Annotated in this window: 18 protein-coding genes and 1 tRNA gene; 5 read left to right on the forward strand and 14 right to left on the reverse strand. The window is 58.4% G+C overall.

The genetic code is table 11. The annotated features are described in order from the left end of the window. Positions 1–12: 12 nt before the first annotated feature. From FIV46_RS11845 to FIV46_RS11865, 5 genes are all read right to left on the reverse strand, one after another. Complete coding sequence (locus FIV46_RS11845) at positions 13–3,219, reverse strand: error-prone DNA polymerase (RefSeq protein WP_139941138.1); 3,207 nt, start codon at positions 3,217–3,219, stop codon at positions 13–15. Positions 3,220–3,230: 11 nt separating this feature from the next. Next, positions 3,231–4,793, reverse strand: coding sequence for a Y-family DNA polymerase (locus tag FIV46_RS11850; RefSeq protein WP_139941139.1), 1,563 nt, complete (start codon positions 4,791–4,793; stop codon positions 3,231–3,233). After that, complete coding sequence (locus FIV46_RS11855; protein ID WP_139941140.1) at positions 4,690–5,277, reverse strand: ImuA family protein; 588 nt, start codon at positions 5,275–5,277, stop codon at positions 4,690–4,692. The genes FIV46_RS11850 and FIV46_RS11855 overlap by 104 nt, the downstream gene beginning before the upstream one ends. 371 nt (positions 5,278–5,648) lie before the next feature. Beyond that, on the reverse strand, positions 5,649–6,083 hold the full coding sequence (locus tag FIV46_RS11860; protein WP_139941141.1) for a hypothetical protein: 435 nt from the start codon (positions 6,081–6,083) through the stop codon (positions 5,649–5,651). Positions 6,084–6,100: 17 nt separating this feature from the next. Further along, positions 6,101–6,874 (reverse strand): SDR family NAD(P)-dependent oxidoreductase, encoded by a 774-nt coding sequence (locus FIV46_RS11865; RefSeq protein WP_139941142.1) that lies wholly within the window; start codon positions 6,872–6,874, stop codon positions 6,101–6,103. A gap of 168 nt (positions 6,875–7,042) precedes the next feature. Here FIV46_RS11865 and FIV46_RS11870 point away from each other — a divergent pair, with 168 nt between their 5' ends. After that, positions 7,043–7,777, forward strand: a complete 735-nt coding sequence (locus FIV46_RS11870) for an oxygen-binding di-iron domain-containing protein (protein WP_139941143.1) — start codon at positions 7,043–7,045, stop codon at positions 7,775–7,777. Next, positions 7,774–8,349 carry a nucleotidyltransferase family protein gene (locus FIV46_RS11875; protein ID WP_139941144.1) on the forward strand — a complete coding sequence of 192 codons (576 nt, stop codon included), beginning with the start codon at positions 7,774–7,776 and terminating at the stop codon, positions 8,347–8,349. Before FIV46_RS11870 ends, FIV46_RS11875 begins: the two co-directional genes overlap by 4 nt. Positions 8,350–8,383: 34 nt before the next feature. Here FIV46_RS11875 and FIV46_RS11880 read toward each other — a convergent pair whose 3' ends face one another. The 3 genes from FIV46_RS11880 to FIV46_RS11890 all read right to left on the reverse strand — a co-directional run bounded on the left by FIV46_RS11880 (position 8,384) and on the right by FIV46_RS11890 (position 9,564). Then, positions 8,384–8,650 carry a hypothetical protein gene (locus FIV46_RS11880; RefSeq protein WP_139941145.1) on the reverse strand — a complete coding sequence of 89 codons (267 nt, stop codon included), beginning with the start codon at positions 8,648–8,650 and terminating at the stop codon, positions 8,384–8,386. A gap of 61 nt (positions 8,651–8,711) precedes the next feature. Next, entirely contained in the window at positions 8,712–9,380 is a 669-nt protein-coding gene (locus FIV46_RS11885) for an O-methyltransferase (RefSeq protein WP_139941146.1), read from the reverse strand. Between the two features lie 109 nt (positions 9,381–9,489). After that, a tRNA-Gln gene (locus FIV46_RS11890) sits at positions 9,490–9,564 on the reverse strand. A gap of 202 nt (positions 9,565–9,766) precedes the next feature. On the opposite strand from FIV46_RS11890, the gene FIV46_RS11895 reads away from it, so the two are divergent. Together FIV46_RS11895 and FIV46_RS11900 are read left to right on the forward strand one after the other, a co-directional pair. Beyond that, positions 9,767–10,765: a GDP-mannose 4,6-dehydratase gene (locus tag FIV46_RS11895; RefSeq protein WP_139941147.1), complete on the forward strand. Its 999-nt coding sequence runs from the start codon at positions 9,767–9,769 to the stop codon at positions 10,763–10,765. A 12-nt stretch (positions 10,766–10,777) separates the two neighbouring features. After that, positions 10,778–11,593, forward strand: a complete 816-nt coding sequence (locus FIV46_RS11900; RefSeq protein ID WP_139941148.1) for a YdcF family protein — start codon at positions 10,778–10,780, stop codon at positions 11,591–11,593. A 49-nt stretch (positions 11,594–11,642) separates the two neighbouring features. Here the strand turns inward: FIV46_RS11900 and FIV46_RS11905 are convergent, their stop codons facing one another. From FIV46_RS11905 to FIV46_RS11930, 6 genes are all read right to left on the reverse strand, one after another. Beyond that, on the reverse strand, positions 11,643–12,932 hold the full coding sequence (locus FIV46_RS11905) for a nucleotide sugar dehydrogenase (RefSeq protein WP_139941149.1): 1,290 nt from the start codon (positions 12,930–12,932) through the stop codon (positions 11,643–11,645). 105 nt (positions 12,933–13,037) lie between these two features. Next, positions 13,038–15,479 carry a YjbH domain-containing protein gene (locus tag FIV46_RS11910; protein ID WP_181163219.1) on the reverse strand — a complete coding sequence of 814 codons (2,442 nt, stop codon included), beginning with the start codon at positions 15,477–15,479 and terminating at the stop codon, positions 13,038–13,040. 23 nt (positions 15,480–15,502) lie between these two features. Next, a complete protein-coding gene (locus FIV46_RS11915) occupies positions 15,503–18,262 on the reverse strand; it encodes an SLBB domain-containing protein (RefSeq protein WP_139941151.1) in 2,760 nt (919 codons plus the stop codon). 117 nt (positions 18,263–18,379) lie between these two features. Then, positions 18,380–19,267: a 4-(cytidine 5'-diphospho)-2-C-methyl-D-erythritol kinase gene (locus tag FIV46_RS11920; protein WP_139941152.1), complete on the reverse strand. Its 888-nt coding sequence runs from the start codon at positions 19,265–19,267 to the stop codon at positions 18,380–18,382. Continuing rightward, positions 19,248–20,972 (reverse strand): tetratricopeptide repeat protein, encoded by a 1,725-nt coding sequence (locus tag FIV46_RS11925; RefSeq protein ID WP_139941153.1) that lies wholly within the window; start codon positions 20,970–20,972, stop codon positions 19,248–19,250. The genes FIV46_RS11920 and FIV46_RS11925 overlap by 20 nt, the downstream gene beginning before the upstream one ends. Before the next feature lie 26 nt (positions 20,973–20,998). Further along, positions 20,999–22,657 (reverse strand): electron transfer flavoprotein-ubiquinone oxidoreductase, encoded by a 1,659-nt coding sequence (locus FIV46_RS11930; RefSeq protein ID WP_139941154.1) that lies wholly within the window; start codon positions 22,655–22,657, stop codon positions 20,999–21,001. Between the two features lie 328 nt (positions 22,658–22,985). On the opposite strand from FIV46_RS11930, the gene FIV46_RS11935 reads away from it, so the two are divergent. Further along, positions 22,986–23,822 carry a uracil-DNA glycosylase gene (locus tag FIV46_RS11935; protein WP_139941155.1) on the forward strand — a complete coding sequence of 279 codons (837 nt, stop codon included), beginning with the start codon at positions 22,986–22,988 and terminating at the stop codon, positions 23,820–23,822. Positions 23,823–23,825: the final 3 nt, after the last annotated feature.

Below are 23,825 nucleotides of genomic sequence, written 5' to 3' on the forward strand. Positions count from 1 at the left end.
AAAATAGAGAGCCTAGTGGAAATTGCGCCCTTCCGGCAGGGTGCGGCGCAGGGCCCTGAGCGACGGGTCGCTCACCGATTGTTCCTCAGCAATGACATCGGACAGCCGGTCGTCGAGGCTGATAATTTCGTCGACGATCACATGCATCACCTCCTGCTCCCGCTGCAGGGTGCCGGTGATGCCGACAATGCGGGAGGTGAGCAGCACCCGGCGGTAATTCTCGAACACCCGGGGCCAGACGATGGCGTTGGCGACCGCGGTTTCATCCTCGAGGGTGAGGAAAATCACCCCGCTGGCGGTGCCCGGTCGTTGCCGCACCAGCACCAGTCCGGAGATGCTCACGGTTTGCTCCGCCGGATGGCTGGCGAGCTCGCTGTTCTCCAGATAGCCCTCCCGCCGCAGCCCCGTGCGGATGAAAGACACCGGATGGGCTTTCAGGGACAATCGCAGGGTGGCGTAATCCTCCATGACATTTTCCCCGGGGCAAAGCCGCGGCAGCGCCACTTCCTGCTCCCGCTGCAGGATCATGTCCTGCTTCCTGGCCGCGGCATAAAGCGGCAGGTCCTCGACCGCGCTCCTCTGCCCCGTCGGCGCGCCGAGGCCCTGCACCGCCCACAATGCCTCGCGCCTGTTGAGGCCGAGCGAGCTGAAGCCGTCGGCATGGGCCAGCCGCTCCAGGGTCGAGACCGAAAGCCCGGTGCGGAAATAAAGGTCGCGGACACTGTCATAGCCGCGCTCGCGCAGGCTGGTGAGGGTTGCCATTTCCTGCTCCTGCACCCCCTTGATCTGGCGGAAGCCGAGCCGGAGCGCGAGCCCCTCTTGCGCTTCCTCCAGCAGGTGGTCCCAGCTGCTCAGGTTGATGTCGGGCGGCAGCACTTTGCCGCCGTGCTCGCGCAAATCCCTCACAATCGAGCCCGAGGAATAAAAGCCCATGGGCAGGCTGTTGAGCAGGGCGCAGGCGAAGGCGAGCGGATAATGGCATTTGAGCCAGCTCGAGACATAGGCCAAAAGGGCGAAGCTCGCCGAATGGCTTTCCGGGAAACCGTAATCGCTGAAGCCTTCAATCTGCTTGAAGCAGCGTTCGGCAAAGTCGCAGCTATAGCCCCGCTGTTCCATGCCGCTGATGAATTTATCGCGGAAATGGCCGATGGTGCCGGTGCGGCGGAAGGTGGCCATGGCCCGGCGCAGCTGGTCGGCTTCGCCCGGGCTGAACCCCGCGCCGACAATGGCGATGCTCATGGCCTGTTCCTGGAACAGCGGCACGCCCAGGGTCTTGCCGAGGATATTTTCCAGTTCCCTGGACGGATAGCTGACCTGCTCCAGCCCCTGGCGGCGCCTGAGGTAGGGATGGACCATATCGCCCTGGATCGGGCCCGGGCGGACGATGGCGATCTCGATCACCAGGTCATAAAAATTGCGCGGCCGGAGCCGGGGCAGCATGGACATCTGGGCCCGGCTTTCGATCTGGAACACGCCGACCGTATCGGCCTTGCAGATCATGTCATAAACCGCCGGGTCCTCCGCCGGCACGGTGGCGAGGCTGAGCGACCGGTCATAATGCTCCTCCAGCAACCCAAAGGCCTTCCGGATACAGGTCAGCATGCCAAGCGACAACACGTCGATCTTGAGAATCCGCAGCGCCGCCAGGTCGTCCTTGTCCCATTCCACATGGGTGCGCTCCGCCATGGCCGCATTGGCGACGGGGCAGATATCCTCGAGACTGTCGCGGGTGATGACAAAGCCGCCCACATGCTGGGACAAATGGCGGGGAAAGCCCAAGAGCTCGCCCGCCAGCTTCAGGGTCTGGCGCAGCCGCACGTCGGAAAAATCGAGCCCGCTGTCCCGCATATGCTCGGCCTTGGGGATCCGCACCGACCAGTCCCAGCCGATGGTACCAAGCGCGTTGATCACATCCTCCGACAGGCCCATGGCCTTGCCCACTTCGCGCACCGCCATCTTGGTGCGGTAACTGACCACGGTGGCGGCGATGCCGGCACGGTGACGGCCGTATTTCTGATAAATATACTGGATCACCTCTTCCCGCCGTTCATGCTCGAAATCCACATCAATGTCCGGCGGCTCGTTGCGCTCGGCCGAGATGAAACGCTCAAACAGCAGGTCAATGCGGGCCGGGTCGACCGAAGTGATGCCGAGACAGTAACAGACCGCCGAATTGGCCGCCGAGCCCCGGCCCTGGCACAGGATGTCGCGGCTGCGGGCGAAGCGCACCAGGTCATAGACGGTGAGAAAATAGGGCGCATAATCGAGCTCGCCGATCAGCCGGAGTTCATGCGCCAGGGTGTTTTTGATTTTATCGGGGGGTCCCTCGGGCCAGCGCGCTGCCGCGCCGATCCAGGTCAGCCGTTCCAGCTCCGCCTGCGGGCTCGCACTGTCGCCGGCCGGTTCGTCAGGATATTGGTAAGCGAGCTCATCAAGGCTGAACGTACACAGCTCCGCCACCAGGGCGGTGCGCCGCACCGCCTCTTCATAGCCGCGGAAACGGCGGTACATTTCGGTCGGATGCTTGGGATAGCGTTCCGCATTGCTGTTCAGGATCAATCCGGCCTCATCGATAGTGACATGTTCGCGGATGCAGGTGAGGATATCCTGCAGCGGCCTGCGCCCCGGGGTGTGATAGAGCACGTCATTGGTGGCGAGCAGCTCGAGGCCGAGACTGTCCGCCAGCGCCGCCAGCTCCCGCAGCTCCCGCGCGTCATCCGTTTCATAGGCGCGCCGGGCGGCAAGATAGAGCGGTCCCGGCAGCAGGTCGCGGAGCCCCAAGAGCGTGTCCTGGAAACTCTCCGTCAGCTGGCGCGGCGGCAGGGCGATCAGCAGCATGTCCTGTTCCAGAAGTTTGAGGTCCTTAAGATAGAGCTCGCAACTGCCCTTTTCCGTCCGCCGGTTACCGAGGGTCAGCAGTTTGCTGAGCCTGCCGTAGGCGGCCCGGTCGCGGGGATAGCAGATCACCTCGAAGCCGCACATCAGCACCAGCCGCGCGCCGGCCAGCAGTTTGATCCCCTTCTCTTTCGCCGTGACATGGGCCCGCACCACGCCCGCGAGGCTGTTGCGGTCGGCGATACCCACAGCGGCATAACCCTGCCGCGCCGCCATCTCCACCAGTTCCTCCGGATGGGAGGCGCCGCGCAGGAAGCTGAAATTGCTGCGCGCCGCCAGCTCCGCATAGGGATAGTCGCGCCGGATATCGCTCTCATCACTCATGGGAACTTCTCTCATGGAAATAGGCCGTGCATATACCAGCGCACCTCCTCGCCCCGTTCGGTGAGGCCGGCGCGGAACATCCAGAAGCGGTGGCCCGCCTCATCCTCGAGCCGGAAATAATCCCGGGTCAGGCGCAGTTCCGCCGCCTCCTGGGCCCACCATTCCGGGGCGATCCGTTCCGGTCCCTCGGCCCGGGTCACCCGATGCGCCACCCGGCGCCAGGTGAAACGCACCGGCGGGCCGTCCGGAACCTCGGCCATGGCGCTCACTTCTTCCGGCCGCGCCAGCAGCAAGGGCGGCCGGGCCGGGCATGACCTGCCGAACAATTTCTGCAGATGGGCGGGCCAGTCAGTGTCCGCATCCTCGGACAAGGGGGCCAGGCGCTGGCTCCGCTCCGGGATATGGCTCTCGCGCGGCCGGAACAGGCGCAGGCTGTCGCGGCCGAGCCGGTTTTCGAACCGGTCCAAGAGCCGTTGCAAGGCTATAGGATTATGGGCCGCCGGGTCATGGGTGCCCGCGTTGTCCAGCCCGGTCTGCCAGGCCGCCTCCGGTTCGACCGCGAAGGCGCAGAGCATCATATGGTCATAACCGAAACCCACATTGGCTTCGTCCCACAACAAAGCCATGCGCTCGGCGAACAGCCGCATCAGATGCAGCTGTTCCAGCCCGGCCCGGCCGGTACGGACGGCAAGGCTTTGCACCTCGCCATCAACCCGGAACAGCCGGAAGTCAAACTGCCGCGCGCCCATGCCGTCCCGCTTCAGGAGCAGGAGGAGTTGCTCCAGCAGCCGTTCCAATACCTCTTTGATCTGCTCTTCCAGCAGCAGGGGCTCGAGGAAGCTCAAATGGCTGCGATAATCGGGCACCGGGCTTAACGGAGAGAGCGGTTCGGGCATCAGGCATAGCGCCTGTTCCAGCCGCCGTCGCAGGCCCTCGCCGTAGCGGGCGGCGAGCGGAATGCGCGGTTTGTCCAGGATCTGGCTGATGGTGCGGAAACCGACCTGGCCGAGACGGCGCAATGCTTCACCGTCGAGCCGGAGCGCCGGAAGCGGCAGGGGCGCGAGCGCTTTTCTTTCTTCACCCGGGGGCAGGATCAGCGGCCCCTCCCGGCCATAGCGGGCCAGCGCCCAGGCGGCGCCGATGCTGCCGGCCACCGCCAGTCGCGGGCTGAGCTCCAGTCGTTGAAGGCATGCTTGCATCTCTGCCAGCATATTCTCCTCGCCATCAAACAGATGATCGCAGCCCGAACTTTCCAGCAGCAGGCCGTCGGGCGGATCGGGCGTAACCCAGGGGCTGAAACGGACCAGGTAGCGGGCGAGACGCTCGAGATCATTCCGGTCCTGCTCCGGCTGTAGCTCCGCCACCTGCAACCCGGGGCAGAGTGCCCGGGCGTCGGTCAGCAATTGCCCGGCGCTGACCCCGGCGGCGCGCGCTTCACTGCTCACGGCCCGGACCCGGATGCCGCCCTGCTCAGGGGCGACCAATACCAGGGGCCCGTCGGCGCTCTCCCCCGTCCGGCGCCGGTAGCGCTCGATCGCCCAGTCCTTGAGCCATATGGAAATGATGCGTTTCATGGGACCAGCCTATCTCCCAGTGTGCCGGGCTTGCCCCCGGGCAGCGCAGGAGCTCCAGCCGCCAGCGGGCAGGCCCAAGCCCCGGCAGATAATGGTTGGGATGGGCGTCCGGCAGGCTCGGCCGGGCAGAAATGCGCCAGCGGCTTCTGGCGGCCGTGGCCCCGCCCGCTCCGTGCGGACGCAGCAGGAACAGCGGCCGGCCCCGCTCCCGCGCCCGGAGCGACAGGCGCTTGCTTTCGGTAAAACCATAACTCTTCTCCATTCCGAGTATCCCCGCCACCCCGGCGAGGCCGTCGCAGCCGAGGCCCTCCTCCAGCGCCCAGAGGAAGTCCGTCTCCCTCCTGAGGCGCAAATAGATCAGCCGGTTGGGATCGAGCCCCCGGGCCGCGAGCCCCGGGCCGTAGAGGGTGAGCCGCTCGCCCACCTTGGGCATGAGGTCGCAGACCAGCAGCGGGCCGGTGCTGCGCTTCTGAAACCGCGCCATCAGGCCTGCCAAGAACCCAAAAGCCGCCGCCCGGTCGCCGTAAGAGGCGGGCAGAAATTCATGCACGGCTTTGCGGTCCAGCCCGCCCTGCGGCAGATGGCCGTCGATCTCGGGAAGACCGAACGAGAGCACATCCCCCCCACTTCTGGATTCTTGGGCCGGCGGGACCTCCCCCGGCCCCGGAGAAGACGCTTTCCCCCGCGGTGTGACAAGCTGCAGATGACCCATGATCCCGTCCGAAACGACTCAAATGTTCATGTTTTGTTCTTTTTTAATATGAGAAACGGCTTAAAGAGTCAAGATGGCTGGTGCTGACGTACGAGCATAAGGGAAAAGATAGGGGGTGCAAAATTTCTAAACTAATAAGGACGTTATTTGCCTATGCTCTTATCTACCCCTTTCAATTGTTCATAAATTTCAATGACTTTAATGTTTGCCCAAATCAACCAAGATATCAGCAAGGTTACGCTAAATACGTACAAAAAACCAAGCCCAGATTTATCCAAAAGACTATTAGCTAAAAATAGTTCATAGAGATAATTGAGTGACCCCAGAAAAACACCTATTCCACTACCGACAATTGTTATCCGCAACAATGTATCTGGGAGTCCTCTTTTAAAGACAGGAGGGTATAACCACATGAACAACAATACAAAAATAGAGATTTTCACTGTGTGGGTTAAAAATAATCCAAAATCATAAGAGCTTCTGGTTTCAAAAAATAACGGCTGAATAGAAACAGTTATTATGCCCCCAAACACCATTCCCAGCCAGTATCCATAAACAATGCTATTTAGACTTTTCATCCCCCAATCCTTTCTCTTTACCCGTGCAAGCCGCCGTCGACTACCAGGCGGCTGCCGGTCATGAAGCTGCTCTGGTCGCTGGCGAGATAAAGCGCCGATTTGGCGATCTCCTCGGGCCGGGCATGGCGGCCGAGCGGGATGATCTCGTCGAGGAAGGCGCCCGCCTCCCGGCCGATCACGCTGCTGAGATCGCTTTCAATCTGGTCCTGGAAATCATTCTTGGTCGGCCCGGGATGGATGGTGTTGACCCTAATTTGACGCGGCGCCGCCTCCTTGGCCACCGAGCGCATCAGGCCGACCTGGGCGTGCTTGGCGGTGACATAGGCATAGGGCCCGGCTTCGCCCTGCAGGCCGACCACGCTGGAGGTGATGATGATGCTGCCACCGTCGCGCATGGCGGGCAGGCCGTATTTACAGCACAGGAACGCCCCCCTGACATGGACCCGGTAGACGGAATCAAACACATCTTCCGGATAGTCAGTGAGCGGCGCGATCACGCCGGCGTTGCCGGCATTGCTGAACAGCACATCGATGGCGCCCCAGCGCTCCACGGTCCGGTCGATAAAGCCCTTCACCTCGGCGGCGTCGCCCACATCGGCCATGGCCGTCATGACTTGGTCTGCTTCGATATTGGCAGCCTCGAACCGGGCCGCAGCCTGGGCCAGCGCCTCCTCATTGCGGTCGACCAGCATCACCTTCGCGCCCTCGGCGGCGAACAGTTCGGCACTGGCGAGACCGATGCTGCCGGCGCCGCCGGTGATGATGCAGACTTTATCCCTGAGCTGTGACATGACTTATCTCCCTTATTCCACCTCAAACTGACTGAACCATGCCACATCCCGGCGGCAAAGCCAAAGAGATTGCGTTTGGAGAATCCGGTAACCCCCGCCCCGCTTTTATGCTAGAGTCCCTGCAGCAAGATTGGGGCCAACGCTCAGGAAAATTCAGGGAGACACATTATGCCTGTCACCAATAGCGAAAGCGGCACCAGCATCGACGAAATCGCCAGCGGCATTTACCGCATCAGCACGCCGGTGCCGCCGAGCGAGGAGCTGCCGCCGGGCTTCAGCTTCAACCAGTATCTGATCGCCGCCGACAAGCCGCTGCTCTATCACACCGGGCTCAAGGGGCTATATCCCCTGACCGCGGAAGCGATTGCCACGGTCATGCCGCTGGAGCGCCTGCGCTATATCAGCTTTTCCCATGTGGAATCCGACGAATGCGGCGCCCTTAACGAGTTTCTCGAGGCCGCGCCGGGCGCGGTGCCGCTGTGCAGCGAGCTGGCCGCCATGGTCTCGATCGGCGATATGGCGATCCGCCCGCCGCAGACCATGGCCGACGGCGAGACGGTCGAGCTCGGCCCGCACCGGGTGACCTGGATCGCCACCCCGCATTTCCCCCATGCCTGGGAATGCGGTCATCTGTATGAGAGCTCCACCGGCACCCTGTTCTGCGGCGATCTGTTCACCCAGTTCGGCAACGAGCATCCGGCCGTGACCGACCAGGATATCCTCGAGCCCGCCGAACAGGCCCGGGCGGCGCTGGATTATTATTCCCACACCAAACAGGGACCGGCGCTGATGGACAAACTGGTGGCAACCAGGCCCGGCCTGCTCGCCTGCATGCACGGCGCGGCCTGGCAGGGCGACGGGGCGGCTCTGCTGCAGGCGCTGGGGGATCGGCTGGAGGCGTGAGCGAAGAACCGGCCGGGGACTTCTGGCGTCTTCTCACATCAAACCCGCATATCGAGCCCCTGCTCCGGCAGGTCCGGGAGATGGAAATTCCCGATTGCTGGCTCGCCTCCGGCTGCCTTGTACAGACCGTCTGGAACGCGCGGCACGGCTTTGCCCCCACCTTTGGCATCAAGGATTATGACCTGATCTATTTTGACCCGGATACCTCCTGGGCCAAAGAGAATGCCATGATCGGGCGGATTGGGGGGTGCTTCAAAGACCTGAATATCGAGATCGAAATCAGAAACCAGGCCCGGGTGCCGCTATGGTACCGGGATAAATTCGGCATCGATTATCCCACGCTCACGGAAGCCTGCCAGTCATTGGACTATTATCCGAGCCAGACTTCCGCGGTCGCGGTGCAGCTGGACGGCGAGGACCAGCCCGTCTTCCGGGCCCCATTCGGCCTGTCGCTGGCGCTGGACATGATCGTCCGCCCCAACAAGGCGCTGCCGATCAGTGAGGTCTACGCGGCCAAGGCCCGGCAATGGCAAAGCAACTGGCCGAAGTTGAGGGTAGAGGCTTGGGAGTAATTGGAAACCTCAATAATTACCGTGACTCCTACAATCATCCCATTCCATTTAGATAAAAAAGTCCAAACATGATCGGCACCACAATCACTACTACGATCTGCCCATACATATTTAGTCGCCAGTTTTTTGGAAGATCCGGAATGGTGAGCATAATGATAACCCGAATGAGAGCTACAAAGTAAATGGCCACTATCAACCAGATAATGGGAACCCAATCCCAGCGCATGATCCCGCCAATAACAATTAGAAGAGTGATTAAGACCACAGCCCTCCTAAGGTTTATTACCAGCCATTTTGCCACAGCATCCCCCCCAAATAAAAACAGCAGTATGCCAAAGTTAACAATAGAGACCCAGGATGAGCTAGGAAATCACCCGGGTCAGCATGAAGCCGTCATAGCCTTTCTCACCAACCGTCTGGATCACTGTTGACGTCACCCGGGAATCATCGGCCACCATTTCATTGAACCGCCGCAGGCCCTGAATGTTTTTGTCCAAACTCTGTTCATCAAGGATATTGCCGTTCCTGACCACATTATCCGACACAATCACACTGCCCGGTTTTGTCAATTTCATGGCCCAAGTCAGATAGTTCGGGTTGTTCGGCTTGTCCGCATCGATGAAGATCAGGTCAAATGGCCCCTCTTCGTTGGCCTCGATTTCGGGCAACCGGTCCAGGGCCTTGCCGACCCGGACCTCCGCGATCTTGTCCAGCCCGGCCAATTTGATATTGTCCCGCGCCACCGCCGCGTGCCGTTCTTCATATTCCAGGGAAATTAGCCTTCCCCCTTCCCCCAGAGCCCGGGCCAGCCAGATGGTGCTGTAGCCGCCAAGGGTACCGATTTCCAGGATTTTTCCGGCGCCCTGGATCGAGGCCAGCAAATAGAGGAATTTTCCCTGCGCTTCCGACACGGCAATGGGCGGAAGCCCGGCGGCGTTGCACGCTCTTGCAACTTCGTCCAGAACCGGATTTGGCCTGAGCAGAAGGTCAGTGTAATAGGCGTCAACCTCCGACCATTTTTGTTGCGACATTGTTGCCCCCTGACTTTATCACAGGAAAGAAAACGGCATTATGCCACCTGCCCCGGTCAAAGCAAAGGGCGGACAAAATTCAACTTCTTGGAAAATCTCTCAATAAAATTGGCTGGGGTGGCAGGATTCGAACCTGCGCATGGCGATACCAAAAACCGCTGCCTTACCACTTGGCTACACCCCACCAGACGGCCCCTCAGACGTCGGGACCCGAAAGAGTGAGGGGAACATAGCAAATTATCCACAGGTTTCAATCCTGTTTTTTGCCGGAATTTATTTTTTTGTCATAATTCCGTCAGAGCAGTGTTATTAAAGAATTCGCAATAAGCTTGGGCTATAAGTCCGGTTAAACAAATAACTAATTGATTCTAAAACAGGGGTCTTGAATGGCTATTGTGGTTACCGGCGCCGCCGGCTTTATTGGGTTTCATGTCTCCCGCCTGCTTCTCGGGCGCGGTGAGGAAGTCATCGGCATCGATATCGTCAACGATTATTATTCGGTGGAGCTGAAGCAGTCCCGGCTGGCGCTTTTGCAGGAAAATCCCGCCTTTACCTTCCACAAGATCGACTTTTCCGATTTCGATGCCCTGAAAGGCGCCCTCGACCAGCATAAAATCAGCCATGTGGTGCATCTCGGCGCCCAGGCCGGGGTCCGCTACAGCCTGGAAAACCCCTTTGCCTATGCCCAGTCCAACCTGCTCGGCCATCTCAACGTGATGGAATATTGCCGGCATCTCGATAATTTCGAGCATCTGGTCTATGCCTCTTCGTCCTCGGTTTACGGCGGCAACAAGAATATGCCCTTCTCGGTCGACGACCGGGTCGACAATCCGGTGTCGCTTTATGCCGCGACCAAAAAATCCGACGAGCTGATGAGCCAGAGCTACGCCCATCTGTTCCGCCTGCCGCAGACCGGCCTGCGCTTCTTTACCGTGTACGGCCCGTGGGGCCGGCCGGATATGGCCATGTGGATCTTCACCAAGAATATCCTGGCCGGCAAGCCGATCCCGGTGTTCAACCACGGCGACATGCGCCGCGACTTCACCTTTATCGAGGATATCATCGACGGCGTCGTGCGTTGTATGGACAATCCGCCCAAGGACGACGGCACCATGCACACCGTGGGCTCCAACGCGCCGCACCGGGTCTATAACATCGGTAATAACAACACCGAAAACCTGATGGACATGATCGGCGTGCTGGAAAAATCGCTGGGCAAGAAGGCGGAAATGGAGCTGCTGCCGATGCAGCCGGGCGATGTGAAGGAAACCGCCGCCGATATTTCCGCGATCCAGAACGACCTGGGCTTCGAACCCATGACCAAGATCGAGGAAGGCATTCCCCAGTTCGTGCACTGGTACAAGAATTACCACAAAATCAACTAGACAGGATCATATATGGAGTGGGGGAATATCATATCCCGGACCGCCTGGGCGCTGCTGCAGCCCAGCAACAGCCTGCTCCTGATCCTGGCGATCGGGTTGATCCTGGTCTGGCGCGGCAGCCGCAAATGGGGGCTGCGCCTTTCCTTTTTCTCCCTCATCTGCCTGGTGCTGATCGGCATCAGCCCGGTCGGCCAATGGCTGGCGGTGCCGCTGGAAAGTCGCTTTGCCGACTACCGTGCCGTCCCCGCCGGAGACTATGCCGGCATCATCGTGCTGGGCGGGGCGGAAAACAGCTATCTCAGTTCGGTCCACGACCAGGCCAATCTGTCGGGCCGGTCGGAACGGCTGATTGCCGGGGTCAAGCTGGCCCGGCAGTTTCCCGGCCTGCCGCTGATCTACAGCGGCGGCCTCGGCGATGAGGATGAATGGACCGAAAGCCGGGTTGCGAAACGTTTTTTCCAGGATGTGGGCCTGGATATGTCCCGGGTGCGGCTGGAAAGCAAGGCCTACAACACCTGGACCAATGCGGTGCGCAGCCTGGAGCTGATCCGGGAACAGGGCCTGGACGACAAGGGCACCTGGCTCTTGGTGACCAGCGCCAATCACATGCCGCGCTCGGTCGGCGCCTTCCGGGAGGCCGGCTTCAATGTCCGCCCCTGTCCGGTGGACTTCGATACCGACCTTGCCTACAGCTCCTTCCCCGATTTCGACAGCGGCAAAAACCTGGGCAGGTTTGACGATGTCGCCCATGAATGGCTGGGGCTTGTGGTTTATTATGTCACCGGCCGCTCCAGCAGCCTGTTTCCGGGCAAAGGCGACCTCAACTAAAAAACCCCGGCCTGGACCGGGGTTTCTCTGACATTCTGTTGTCTGGTTCCTAGAGCTGCCATTTGCGCAGGGTCTTCGGTTTTTCCATGGTGCGCCACATGGCCTTGATGTCGGCGATCAGGCCGCCGGGCTCAATCACCCGTTCAAAGAATTCGGGTGTCAGGGCCGCATATTCATCATGGGAGACGGCGCCGACAACGGCAGCATATTCACCGTCAGGAATAGCCTCCAGGTCGGACAGCAGCTTGATCTTGTAATATTTCTCGGCTTCTTCCGGATAGGCGGCGGCATCGGCCACATCGACGGTAAAGCCGCGCCGTTTCAGGCTGTTTATCAGGTCGATGGACTTGGTGTTGCGCAGGTCCGGGCAGTTTTCCTTGAAGGTCAGGCCCAGTACCAGGATCTTGCCGCTGCCGCTGAGCTGGGCGGCGATGCGCTCGGCCACGAAGTCAGCCATGCCGTCATTGATGGCGCGGCCGGACAGGATGATGCGCGGGTCATGATTGATCTGCTTGGCCCGTTCGGCGAGATAGAAGGGGTCAACGCCGATGCAGTGACCGCCCACCAGGCCGGGGGAGAATTTCAGGAAGTTCCATTTGGTGCCGGCGGCTTCGAGCACATCATAGACGCTGATGCCGAGCTTCTGGAAAATCATGGTGATTTCATTGACAAAGGCGATGTTGATGTCGCGCTGGGCGTTCTCGATCACCTTGGCAGCTTCGGCGGCGCGGATGCTGGCCGCCGGGAAGACGCCGCCGCTGGTCACGGCACCGTAAAGTTCAGTCAGCACCCCAACCACTTCCGGGGTCTGGCCGGAAATCACCTTGGTGATCTTGTCAACGGTATGTTCCTTGTCACCCGGGTTGATGCGTTCCGGGGAATAGCCGAGATAGAAGTCCTCGCCGCACTTCAGGCCGGAGGTTTCCTCCAGCACCGGACCGCACAGTTCCTCGGTCACGCCGGGATAGACCGTGCTTTCAAAAACAACGATCGATCCTTTCGGGATCACCGGGCCCAGCATTTCACAGGCGGACCGCACCGGGCTCAGGTCCGGCTTGTTGTTTTCATCCACCGGCGTCGGCACTGTCACGATATAGACAGCGGCATCCCTGATCCCCTCGGGGTCGGCGGTATAGCTGATGGTGCTGGCTTTCAGTTTTTCCTCGGTCACTTCCTCAGTGCGGTCAAATCCGCTTTCGAGCTCCCGGATGCGGTTCTCGCTGATATCAAACCCGATGGTCGGGAATTTCTTCGCCAGGGCGATCGCCAGCGGCAACCCCACATAGCCCAGGCCGACCACCACGATACGTGACTCTTTGTTAAAGGAGATATCTGTCATTGTTTTCTCTGTTTATTTTCCAGTTAGAAACTTCCTCGGATCATGACCGAATTTATAGCGCCCAATTCTTAAAAAAATAATACTTCAAAGGCGAAAAAAACCAAACTAGTCAAGAATATGCCGCCAATCCTGCTCCAGCCGGTGCCGTTCACCGGCAGAAAGGATCTCATATAATTCCGTTCCCCGATCCAGCCGCTGGCCGCCATCACGGCCCAGAGCCCGGAATTCCACCTCCAGGTCATGACGCGACGGTTTATACCAGAACAGGCCGAAGGGTATCTTCATGTAGATCCCCTTGTCAAAGGAGCCGTCACCGAAATCCTCTGACGACATGTCGGTCACCGTTGCAAACAGGCCGATCCGGATGCCGTTGTCAAAACGCCGCGAGATATCAAATGTCGCCCCCCAGTCCCCGGCCAGGTAACGCCCGGCCCGGACCACGGTGGAAATATTGTAGCGGCTGTTTTCATGGTACAGGCTCACATGACCGGTCACCGTATCATAATCCCGGAAGTCGAACAGTTGCTCATAATCCCGCTGTTTGGCCCAGTTCAGGTCCCCGCCCACAGCCCAGCTGCTGCCCCGCCGCTTGTAAAGAACCTCCGCACCGACACCGCCGTACATGGACTCAAACAAACCGGCGGTGACACGTGTATAGAGGTCCGGCAGCGGGTTTTCAATATAGTTGAACTGTATTCTTTTCAGGGTCGGAGAATACCTGTCGACATAGCGGCCGATGTCACTGCGCACTGCCGGCACATTGTCATCCGGGCGCGGAGAAATATCTTCCAGGTTGCCGACAATTTTCTGTCGCACCTCGGCCATGACATCCAGCCCGTCATAAAAACTGTAGCGGGCAAGGAGAGTGGCATAGAGATCCGCCTTGAATTTGTCGTTGGAAATACTGCCGAAATGACTGGTGACTTCAGGCAGGATATCCCACTCGAAGGCACCCTCCCCGGCGTCGGCAGTGGCGACTTGTTCCTCCTTCATCGCCGTAGCGTCATTGTTGATTTCAGAGGTCACCAGGATTTCTTCAGGGCTGCCCTGGTAATTAGCAGCTTTCTCGAATTCCTTCCGCATCAGGGAGAGCCTCGATATTTCCAGTCCCCGCTCCATGGATATGACATCGAACAGCTCCACCTGGTCGGGCATGGTCGAGGTCAGGATCCGTGCCGTCCGTCCGGCATTCCTCGGGATTTCCGCATAGGGGCCGATATTCTTGACCACCTCAGCCCTGTATTCGCCAATCCGCACCGACAGGGGGGCAAGATCATTGTCCTTCAGGTCCCTGAGCGCGGCATCGGCCAACCTGCGGTTTTCTGCCGCGTCCGTCAGCTTCCGGGAGGCCTGCTCCCGCAGATAGACATCGCTGCGTTCAAACAGGGCAATGGCAGTCCGCCCCAGTTCGTCATTTCGGCGGCCATGCAGATAGGCGCCCTCCTGCCCTTCCTCGGGGAATTCGAGCGTCGCCTCCGGATAGGCCAGCAATACCGCCCCGAGCGCCGTCATATTCTCCACATTGGCCGTTTCCTCACGCACCAGAGTGAAAACAAAATCGTCCTCTTCCTGAGAGACGGATAACACCCGGAACCCGAGTGCCTTCAAACGGTCGAACGTCCTGTCGTTTTCCAGCGCCAGGGTCGGCTCTGTTTGTACAGTGGAACTCGTACCCCGCCCCTCCCTGACATGAACCGGAACAGGATCCCTGCCCTTTGACCAGTCCGCCAGTTTAAAACTGTGCAGGCTGGTTTTCAGGACCAGCCGGAACGAGACCCGATCGCCATAGTCATAGCCGACGGCGAGGTCAATCCAGGATGCGGGCCGGTAGTTAAGGCCAAAATTTACCGGGGATTTATCCTTCAGATGGGACAAGTGGGGGATATTGTCCGTATCCAGGCTGCTGAATTCCATTTTCAGGCTCAGGCCGTCGATAGGGGTCTGATACTGAACCCCCGCGAAGACGGCCATATCCTGCCCGGCAAAATAGCTGCCAAACGGAATGTCTCCCGAACCGGTGTCCGTGTTTCTCTGGTCGAAACCATCGCCAAAGACGCGCAAGACGTTATAAAACCCGCCCCTGGTGGACAGATTTCCCCAGCCAAACCCAAAAGTGAAATCAAAATCATGAAAACGCTTGTTGGCGACAATATATTCTGCGCCATACTTGCCGCTGCCCAGCATATCACGAAACCCGACGGCCAGGGCCGGGAGGAAATTTCCCTCTTCCAGCAGGCGGATTTTCAGGTCGAGGGACCGATCCAGTTCAAGTTTCGGATGCTGTTCATCCGTATAGCTTAACGTCGTTTCCAGCCATGGCGTCGCCTGCCAGGAGACAAACAAGCGCGTGGTATCCGTGTTGTAGTACCCGCCGAGGGAGAGCATACCGTCCTCCTCGAAACGGGCGGTCGGCATATCCAGCAGCCCGACGCCGCCAAAATTTCCGGCCGAATTATCCCCGGCCAGGGCAATCTGGCCAACGGCGAGGGATTGCGCTACCGCAGAAATACCGAGCAACAGCAGAGCCCGCCTGACTCCGCCCGACAATAATTCCCCGGTGTGCCCCGTCATCAGTTTGTAAAGATAACCGCCAGGGACGCGGCAGAGACAGCCAGGCTTGAGACGATTGAGCCAATTTCCTTGACCAGGGTCAGCGTATCATACGGACTGAAGTCCGTGGGCACCACGATTGCCGTCCCGGGAGGAACGGAAAGGTCATTGTCTCCTCCCCAGGAAGACAGGTTTACCGGACGCGCAACGCCATTTGGATAGACGATATAGACCCTGTCTTCATCCGCCGAACGCGTGAAGCCGCCCACTTCATCGAGATATTGGGCGACCCCCTTTCCGGGGACAAACTGCAGGGCGCTCGGGTTCAGGACATCGCCCACGGTAACAATAAAGTTGGGCCTTTTGGGAACATAGAGCGCATCGCCGGCCTCAAGTACGATATCCTTGGAAGGGTCCAGCAGAAGTTTGACGGGATCAGCCTCGATCACCACCCGTCCGATGACTTCAGCCGAGGTTAGCTGATCGGTAAGCGTCTGGGCCGCCATCAGCGAGTCCGCGTCAACATTTTTCTTGACCGATGCCGAGACCATGGCCGACTGCAGGGACTGGGCAGCCTGTTTCAGTTGAGCCTGCTGGATTTCCTTGACCCGCTTTCTGGTAAAGATTGCGCCGTAAGGATAGGCCTGATCTGTAAAACCACCAGCCCGTACGATGAGATCGGACAGTTTCTCACCCTTGCGAATGGTATAGACCCCGGGTTCCCTGAATTCGCCGGAAAGCAGGACTGCACCCGGCTCGAAATTGGAGAACAGGGAACTTACCCTGACGCCACCACCCGGGTTAATCAGCACCTTGGCAAGGTCCTGGTTTGCCGAATTCACATAATCCCAGTTTATAAAAAACTGTTTTGAGGAGTCCTCGATGACATAGTTTGCCACTTCAATTCGGCTGGTGTTGGCGTCATTGGAAAGCCCGCCGCTGACGGACAACAAGGCGTCGAGGGACGTTTTTTTCACTACCGGATAAACACCGGGCTGCCTGATCGCACCATCAACGGACACCACATATTCCAGCATGAACGGCAGCAGATTTTGGGTTTCAGAGAATACAGCCGGACAAAGGCGCTCACGGGTTTCCTCATATTCTTTTTCCATCTGTTCCTGGGTCGCTCTGGAAGGAACGACTTCAGACGTCCGGGCCTTGTCGCTTGCACCGGCGAGCATATCCTTGTCCGCATACTGGGCCCGCAACTCACCATCAACAAGTTTTTCCCGGTCACGGCTTTTTTCTTCCTCGGCCCCTTTCCTGACAAAGACGGCCCTTACTGCTGTTGCAAACCGCTCAGACTGGGAATCCGCAATAATCCGCGCCAGATTTTCCAGAGGCTGACAATATTTCTGTCGTTTTTCTTCCTCATCCTTGAATTCCTCGTCAGAATATTCCCCACTGAGAATTACGTTTCTGACTTTTTCCGAAATGAGAAACGCAATATCCTTGCGCCCGAAAAAGATCACCCGGTCCCGGTCTTTCAGCGCAAAGTCCTCGCCACCCAGCATCACCTTGCGGGGACTGAATTCAATCAGCCGGCGGCTTCGGGTAGTTTCGTCAACGCGGTCAATGGCGCCAAACAGCAGATAGGGGTCATCTTCCAGGTTATCCAGGCTTCCCAGCATTTTCTTCAGGGTCGGCGCCGACGCCAGCGACCGGACGCCAGGTGCCTTCACATGGCCAAGCAGTTCCACCCTGCCTAACTGACTGTTCTCCTTGAGAGACGCAATCAGGGCTTCTGAACTTTTCAGCTTGGGATTACCGGTGATTTCATGGAAGGCCTGGCGGCCGTTGACATCCATTTGCACGTGGCTGAAGCTATATCCCCGCGGGCGGATTGTTCCGCCGGCAAGTGCGAGAGCGTCCTTAAAGGAGACGCCGTCCGAACCGTCGCGCAATTCGTAAATACCGGGACGAACAACGTCACCGTCGACCGCAATCGTGGCACCGATTACCGGAACCACTATCCGGTCTCCATCCATCAGCGAGATATCCGCCCCGTTCTGGCCGAGGAGCAGATTATAGAGGTCAATATTGTACACCTCTTTACCCCGATACACCTTGATATTGCGAAGCGAGCCGGTCTTCTTGACGCCACCGGACAGCAGCAGCACTTCCAGTCCGGATGACAGACTTGTCGTACGCACAACCCCCGGCTCAAAAACCTCCCCGGCAACAATAACGGATATCATGCGGAAGGACGCCAGCGAGACATCAACTTCCGTGCCGATCATGGTGTCGGCCACAACCTCCTGCAGCATTCTGCGGGCCTCCCCCAGAGGCCGGCCGACGACCGTTAGGGGGCGAAGGTCCGGAATAACCAGCCGACCATTCCGATCAACCTTGACACTGTAGGAATTTGTTTTTGAGCCCTGGAAATTGATGACAAGCTCGTCACCAACGCCGAGAATGTAATTGTCGGAGACTGCGCCGGTAATGACTTCATTTTCCTGGGGAATTTGTTCAAAAAGTTTATATCCGAACTGACGGATCTCGGAAGAAAGACGCGCCTGAAAATCCTCTTCGAGCCGGGACAACTCCTCATAGCGGAGACTTTGGAGGTCCGACCGGTCATAGAGGGCCTGCTGCTCGCGTCCCTTGTCCAGTGGAGATGTAATTTCAGTCGGTCGGGAAGTCGTGCCGGCTTTTTTCTTCAGGCTCTCGACCAGGGAGTCATCCAGATACTGAGCTGATACAGACTGGGCAAAAAATACAAAAAGGAGACAGAAAAAATAGAGAATTTTTTTCAATGGCCGAATATATGTTCCCATTCCTTGGTTGATCCCTGTATGAGCCAGTTTTATCCGGGTATGGTACAGCCCCGGCTTTGCAGCACCTTAGCATAGTTAATATCGTCATCAAGTCCAGCGCTGATTGACAGGATGGGGTTATAAAATTGTGCCGGCATTAAGCCAATAGTTTTTTGAATCCACTGACATATTTTCTCTGGCTGACCGGGCCTCCTCCAGGCTTGCAAACAGCCCGAAACAGGTCGCCCCGCTTCCCGACATGGCGGCATACAGACACCCCGACAAGCCGGCAATTTCATCAATCAGTCCCGCCACTTCGGGAACACGCTGACAAGCCGGTCGCTGCAGGTCATTTGAACTGTTTTGTAAAATGGATAACAGCTGATCCGGCGTGGCGATTTCGCGAGGCAGCCGTCGTTCCGGTGAAAAAGAAAAGCCGGATGCCTTCAGGTCGCCGAATATCCGGGCCGTTTCAACCGATATGCCGGGATTGGCAAGCAATATATAGAGCGGAAAATCAAGTTTCACCGGCGTTATAGCCTCCCCAACGGATTGCATCCGCAGGCTCCTGCTGACAAGACAGGCCGGCACATCCGCCCCCAGAGAAAGTGCTACTTCATTCAGATGATCTGCCCCAAGAGCGCCGGGATAGAGACGGGTCAGCAGGCGAAGCGCTGCGGCGGCGTCGGCCGAACCGCCGCCAATTCCGGAAGCCACCGGCAGGTTCTTGGTCAGTACAAACCGGCCAGTCACCTGAACCCCGGCATTTGTCGCAAAGGACCGGATTGCCCGACAGACAAGATTGTTTTCGTCCGCCTCAAGTCCTGCGGCAAACGGCCCCGTGATCTCGAAGGCAAGACCGTCGCCGGGATAATAGTCGAGCCTGTCGCCACAATCGGCAAAGACCACAAGACTGTCCAGCAGGTGATAGCCATCGGCCCGTCGGCCCGTCACTCTCAAGTCCAGGTTAATCTTGGCCGGTGCTGCTTCCGTAAAGCGGGGAACGTTATCTGGAGGAGTTGCCATGTTTGATTTTATTCTTGATCTCGGACACCTTTTCATCGTCCGGGTTCAATGACAGGGCATGACGCCACTGGAACCTGGCTTCATTCTTGCGGCCGACCGCCCAGTAGGCATCCCCCAGGTGATCATTGATTGCCCAGTCATCGGCCTGCAGCATCACCGCCTTTTCCAGGACTTCCACTGCACGACCGTGTTCCCCCATTTTAAACAGGGCCCAGCCCAGGCTGTCCACGATATAGCCGTCATGGGGGCGAAGCTCCACCGCTTTTTCCAGCATGGCCCGGGCTTTGTCAACATTGATGCCGCGGTCCACCCAGCTGTAGGCCAGATAGTTGAGAACCTGGGGCTGGTCGGGCCGGAGCTCCAGCGCCTTCAGGAAATCCTTTTCGGCCTCGTCCCATCTTTGCTCCCGCTCCAGGACGATGCCGCGCGTGTAAAAGGCCGCCCAGTGTTTTTCTTCCGGTTCACCAAAACTTTTGATCAGTTTGTCATAGGCATCGGCTGCTTCGGCAAATCTGTTGTTCATGCGGTACAGATCACCCATCACACCGAAAAGCTGATGCTTGTCCGGAAATTCCCTGGCAAGATCGCGCAGCATAGCGACCGCCTTGTCCAGTTCACCGATCTTTTCATAGATCCAGGCCTGTTGCATGCGGGACTGGTAGTAAAGATGATCTTTCTTCTTGATATTCTGCAGCACTTCCAGGGCGCCATCATAATATTCGTCAATTTCGAAAATCTGGCCCAGCAGGAAATCCGCTTCCGGGAAATCCTTGCGCATGTATTTGCCGTACCTGAGATAAAGGGTCGCCGGCGTTCTGATATTGTCCTGCATGAGGAAGGTGGCCGCCGAGTAGAAGATCTCGGCCATCCCGTCACGGTAATTATCGATGTGGTGCTTCGCCAGTTTTCCTTTTTCCAACTGGTCCAGCCGGAGTTTCAGGGTTTCGTTGTCCGGCGCTTTTTCCAGATAGTTCAGGAACAGTTCCCGGGCGGCATCCTCCCGGCCCTCGCGGGCCAGCAACATCCCATAGGCCTCAACAGTCCGCAGGGTAAGCGCCCCCAGCGATCCAAGCGCATCGACATAGAGTTCCTCGGCGCGGGCATCATTGCCGGTAAACTCATAGATGAGGGCGGCATGAAATTTCTTGAAATCCCTGAAGGAGTCTTTCTGAAGCAGTTCTTCCAGGACGGCAGACGCCTGTTTCTCATCCCCGTCCTCGGCGGCCATCCAGGCGCTGAAGAGGGGTTTGAACAGGGAATAAACCCCCGCATCCCCGACCTGTTCAAGATATTCCCGGGCCTTTTTGAACCTCTTGTCCCGGGCCAGTTCCAGGAACTGATACAGCCGGATCAGGCTGTCCGCCCGGTCCAGCTCCACCAGATGGTCAGCCACCCGGCTGGCACAGTCATACTGGCCGTCGGCAATACACAGGGAAAAGGTCCGCGCCAACAGGGAGAGATTATCCGGGTCCAGCTCCAGCGCCTGCTGATGATAATCAGCCGCTGCACCAATATCCATGGTGGCCCGGGCATGAAGACCGGCAAGGTAGGCGCCGTAAGGCTTCTTGTCTTCCTCCACCTGGTCCACATTCGCCTGCGCCACCATGCTGGAGCCGGACAGAAGTGCCGTCAGAAGTGCTATCCTGGCCCAGCGGCCCGTTGTTCTGGTCGCCCCGCCACCGATAGTCTTAATCCTGTCGAACAAACGCGTCTCCTGTAACTCGCACGGGCCTACATATTGGGATAGTTTGGCCCCCCGCCGCCTTCCGGTACAACCCAGTTGATATTCTGTGTCGGGTCCTTGATATCACAGGTCTTGCAGTGAACACAATTCTGGGAATTGATCTGCAGACGCGGATTGCTGCCGTCATCGTCGGTCAGATATTCATAAACACCCGCCGGACAGAAGCGCACTTCGGGACCGCCATAGACAGTATAATTGACTTTGACCGGCACGTCTTCATCAATCAACGTCAGGTGGCATTTCTGGTCTTCCTCGTGGTTGGTGTTGGAGAGGAAAACCGAAGACAGCTTGTCAAAGGTCAGCACACCGTCCGGCTTGGGGTAATTGATCGGTTCGCATTCCGCCGCCGGCTTGAGGCACTTATAGTCCTCGTCATGGCTGAGGGTCCAGGGTACCAGGAAGCCGAGGCCAAGGTTGTTGAGCCACATGTCGAGGCCGCTGTAGAGCGTACCCCAGAAGGCGCCGAACTTGTGAATGGACGGTTTGGCGTTGCGGACCATATGCAGGTCCTTGTAGACCCAGCTGTCCTTGAATTTCTGGGTGTAGGCCTCAAGCTCGTCCGCTTCGCGACCGGCGGCAATGGCATCAAAGGCCGCTTCGGCCGCCAGCATGCCGGTCTTCATGGCGTTATGGGAGCCCTTGATCCGCGGCACATTGACGAACCCGGCGGAACAGCCGATCAGCGCACCGCCCGGGAAGGTCAGTTTCGGGATCGACTGGAAGCCGCCTTCGTTAATGGCGCGGGCGCCATAGGAGATACGACGGCCGCCTTCCAGCATCGGCGCGATGGCCGGATGGGTCTTGTAGCGCTGCAGCTCCTCGAACGGCGACAGATAGGGATTTTCATAGTCGAGACCGACCACGAACCCGATCGCCACCTGGTTGTCTTCCAGATGATAGATAAAGCCGCCGCCCACGGTCTTGCTGTCCAGCGGCCAGCCCTGGGTGTGGATCACGGTGCCCTGCTTGTGGTGTTCCGGTTTGACTTCCCACAGTTCCTTGATGCCGATACCGTAAGTCTGCGGCTGTTTGCCGTCACGCAGGTTGAATTTATGGATCAGTTGTTTGGCCAGGGAGCCCCGCACGCCTTCGGCGATCAGGGTATATTTGGCCCGCAGCTCCATGCCCGGCATATAGGTGTCCTTGTGATGGCCATCGGCGGCCACACCCATATCGCCGGTGATCACCCCTTTGACCGTGCCGTCTTCGCCGTACAGGATTTCCGCACCGGTAAAGCCCGGGAAAATCTCGATGCCCATATTTTCCGCCTGCTGGGCCAGCCAGCGGCAAACATTGCCAAGGCTGACAATATATTTACCCTTGTTGCTCATCAGCGGCGGCATCAGGAAGTGGGGCATGCCGGTCTTGCCGCCTTCTTTCAGGATCCAGTGCTGGTTGTCGGTCACTTCGGTCAGCAGCGGCGCCCCCTGTTCCTTCCAGTCGGGAATCAGCTCATTGAGCGCAATCGGGTCGATCACGGCGCCGGACAGGATGTGCGCCCCAATTTCGGAGCCTTTCTCCAGAACGCAAATGGACAGGTCTTTCCCCTGCTCGTCACACAATTGTTTGAAGCGGATCGCCGCACTCAATCCTGCAGGACCGCCGCCGACAATGACGACGTCATACTCCATAAATTCGCGTTCCATGATCTTTTCTCCCGTTTTTCCGTCGGCCATGACACTTTTTGCCCGGAAACCAACTACTGATTCAATCTTTTATGGCGCTGTTTATGCCCCTATGTTACTCGCCGGTCAACGTTTTAACCGGCATCCTTTCGTATTATGAGGCATAAACCAGAAAAATTCAAACGATCGTTTTAATTTTCTATATTCCTTATTTCTGCCATCCTGTAAATGAAACAATCTTTTTCGGGAATTGTTTTTTCCCGGCATATTGTGTTTTGCCAGCGCACATGGTTAAAATACGAACCACATTCTAATGTATTTTTAACGGATTTGAGTCACACTTTAGTTCATGAACGGTTTCACCACAGAATCGCACAGCCAATCGCCCCTCGCCCTGCTCCAATGGTATCTGGACAGCGGGGTTGACGAGTGCATCTCTGACGACGCCACTGACTGGTTCGAGGTGAGCGCCGCAGCCCGGCCGCAACCGGCACAGACGACACCGCAGCCGCAGGCCGCCACACCGGTCAGGCCTGCCGCGGGCGGCGCGACGGCCTCCCCCCTCCTCGCCACCGACCAGATTGCCGCCACGGCCAGGGACCTGGTCAAGGACTGCAAAACTCTCGAGGAGCTGCGGCAGAAGATCGAGGAATTTGACGGCTGCGCCCTGAAGAAAACCGCCTCCAAGACGGTTTTTTCCGACGGCATTCCCGGCAGCGACCTGATGCTGATCGGCGAGGCCCCGGGGGTCGAGGAAGACCGTCAGGGCAAACCCTTTGTCGGCGCCAGCGGCCAGTTGCTCGATAAGATGTTTGCCGCCATCCACCGCAGCCGCCAGGAAAATCTTTACATTTCCAATACCCTGCCCTGGCGCCCGCCGGGCAACCGCAAGCCGTCCGACGCCGAACTGCACATCTGCCAGCCGTTCCTGATGAAACATATCGAACTGGCCGCGCCGAAAGTGCTGGTGCTGCTGGGCGGCACCGCCGCCGGCAGCCTGCTGGACAGCAAAGCCGGCATCACCCGGCTGCGCGGCAAATGGCATGACGTGGAAATCGCCGGCCGCAAGATCCCGGCCATGGCCACCTATCATCCCGCCTACCTGCTGCGCCAGCCCCAGGCCAAGGCGCAGGCCTGGAGCGACCTGCAGAAAATCAGGGACCGCCTGAACGAGCTGGACGGGTAAGAC

The sequence above is a fragment of the Emcibacter nanhaiensis genome (genome assembly GCF_006385175.1).
Classification (GTDB): Bacteria; Pseudomonadota; Alphaproteobacteria; order Sphingomonadales; family Emcibacteraceae; genus Emcibacter; species Emcibacter nanhaiensis.

What these genes read in the sequence shown, in the direction of transcription:
- FIV46_RS11850 (WP_139941139.1), bottom strand. Translation starts at nt 4,793, where the DNA reads ATGAAACGCATCATTTCCATATGGCTCAAGGACTGGGCGATCGAGCGC.
- FIV46_RS11870 (WP_139941143.1), top strand. Translation starts at nt 7,043, where the DNA reads ATGCCTGTCACCAATAGCGAAAGCGGCACCAGCATCGACGAAATCGCC.
- FIV46_RS11895 (WP_139941147.1), top strand. Translation starts at nt 9,767, where the DNA reads ATGGCTATTGTGGTTACCGGCGCCGCCGGCTTTATTGGGTTTCATGTC.
- FIV46_RS11900 (WP_139941148.1), top strand. Translation starts at nt 10,778, where the DNA reads ATGGAGTGGGGGAATATCATATCCCGGACCGCCTGGGCGCTGCTGCAG.
- FIV46_RS11935 (WP_139941155.1), top strand. Translation starts at nt 22,986, where the DNA reads ATGAACGGTTTCACCACAGAATCGCACAGCCAATCGCCCCTCGCCCTG.
- FIV46_RS11905 (WP_139941149.1), bottom strand. Translation starts at nt 12,932, where the DNA reads ATGACAGATATCTCCTTTAACAAAGAGTCACGTATCGTGGTGGTCGGC.
- FIV46_RS11855 (WP_139941140.1), bottom strand. Translation starts at nt 5,277, where the DNA reads ATGGCGCGGTTTCAGAAGCGCAGCACCGGCCCGCTGCTGGTCTGCGAC.
- FIV46_RS11930 (WP_139941154.1), bottom strand. Translation starts at nt 22,657, where the DNA reads ATGGAACGCGAATTTATGGAGTATGACGTCGTCATTGTCGGCGGCGGT.
- FIV46_RS11885 (WP_139941146.1), bottom strand. Translation starts at nt 9,380, where the DNA reads ATGTCGCAACAAAAATGGTCGGAGGTTGACGCCTATTACACTGACCTT.
- FIV46_RS11865 (WP_139941142.1), bottom strand. Translation starts at nt 6,874, where the DNA reads ATGTCACAGCTCAGGGATAAAGTCTGCATCATCACCGGCGGCGCCGGC.
- FIV46_RS11845 (WP_139941138.1), bottom strand. Translation starts at nt 3,219, where the DNA reads ATGAGTGATGAGAGCGATATCCGGCGCGACTATCCCTATGCGGAGCTG.
- FIV46_RS11860 (WP_139941141.1), bottom strand. Translation starts at nt 6,083, where the DNA reads ATGAAAAGTCTAAATAGCATTGTTTATGGATACTGGCTGGGAATGGTG.
- FIV46_RS11915 (WP_139941151.1), bottom strand. Translation starts at nt 18,262, where the DNA reads ATGGGAACATATATTCGGCCATTGAAAAAAATTCTCTATTTTTTCTGT.
- FIV46_RS11920 (WP_139941152.1), bottom strand. Translation starts at nt 19,267, where the DNA reads ATGGCAACTCCTCCAGATAACGTTCCCCGCTTTACGGAAGCAGCACCG.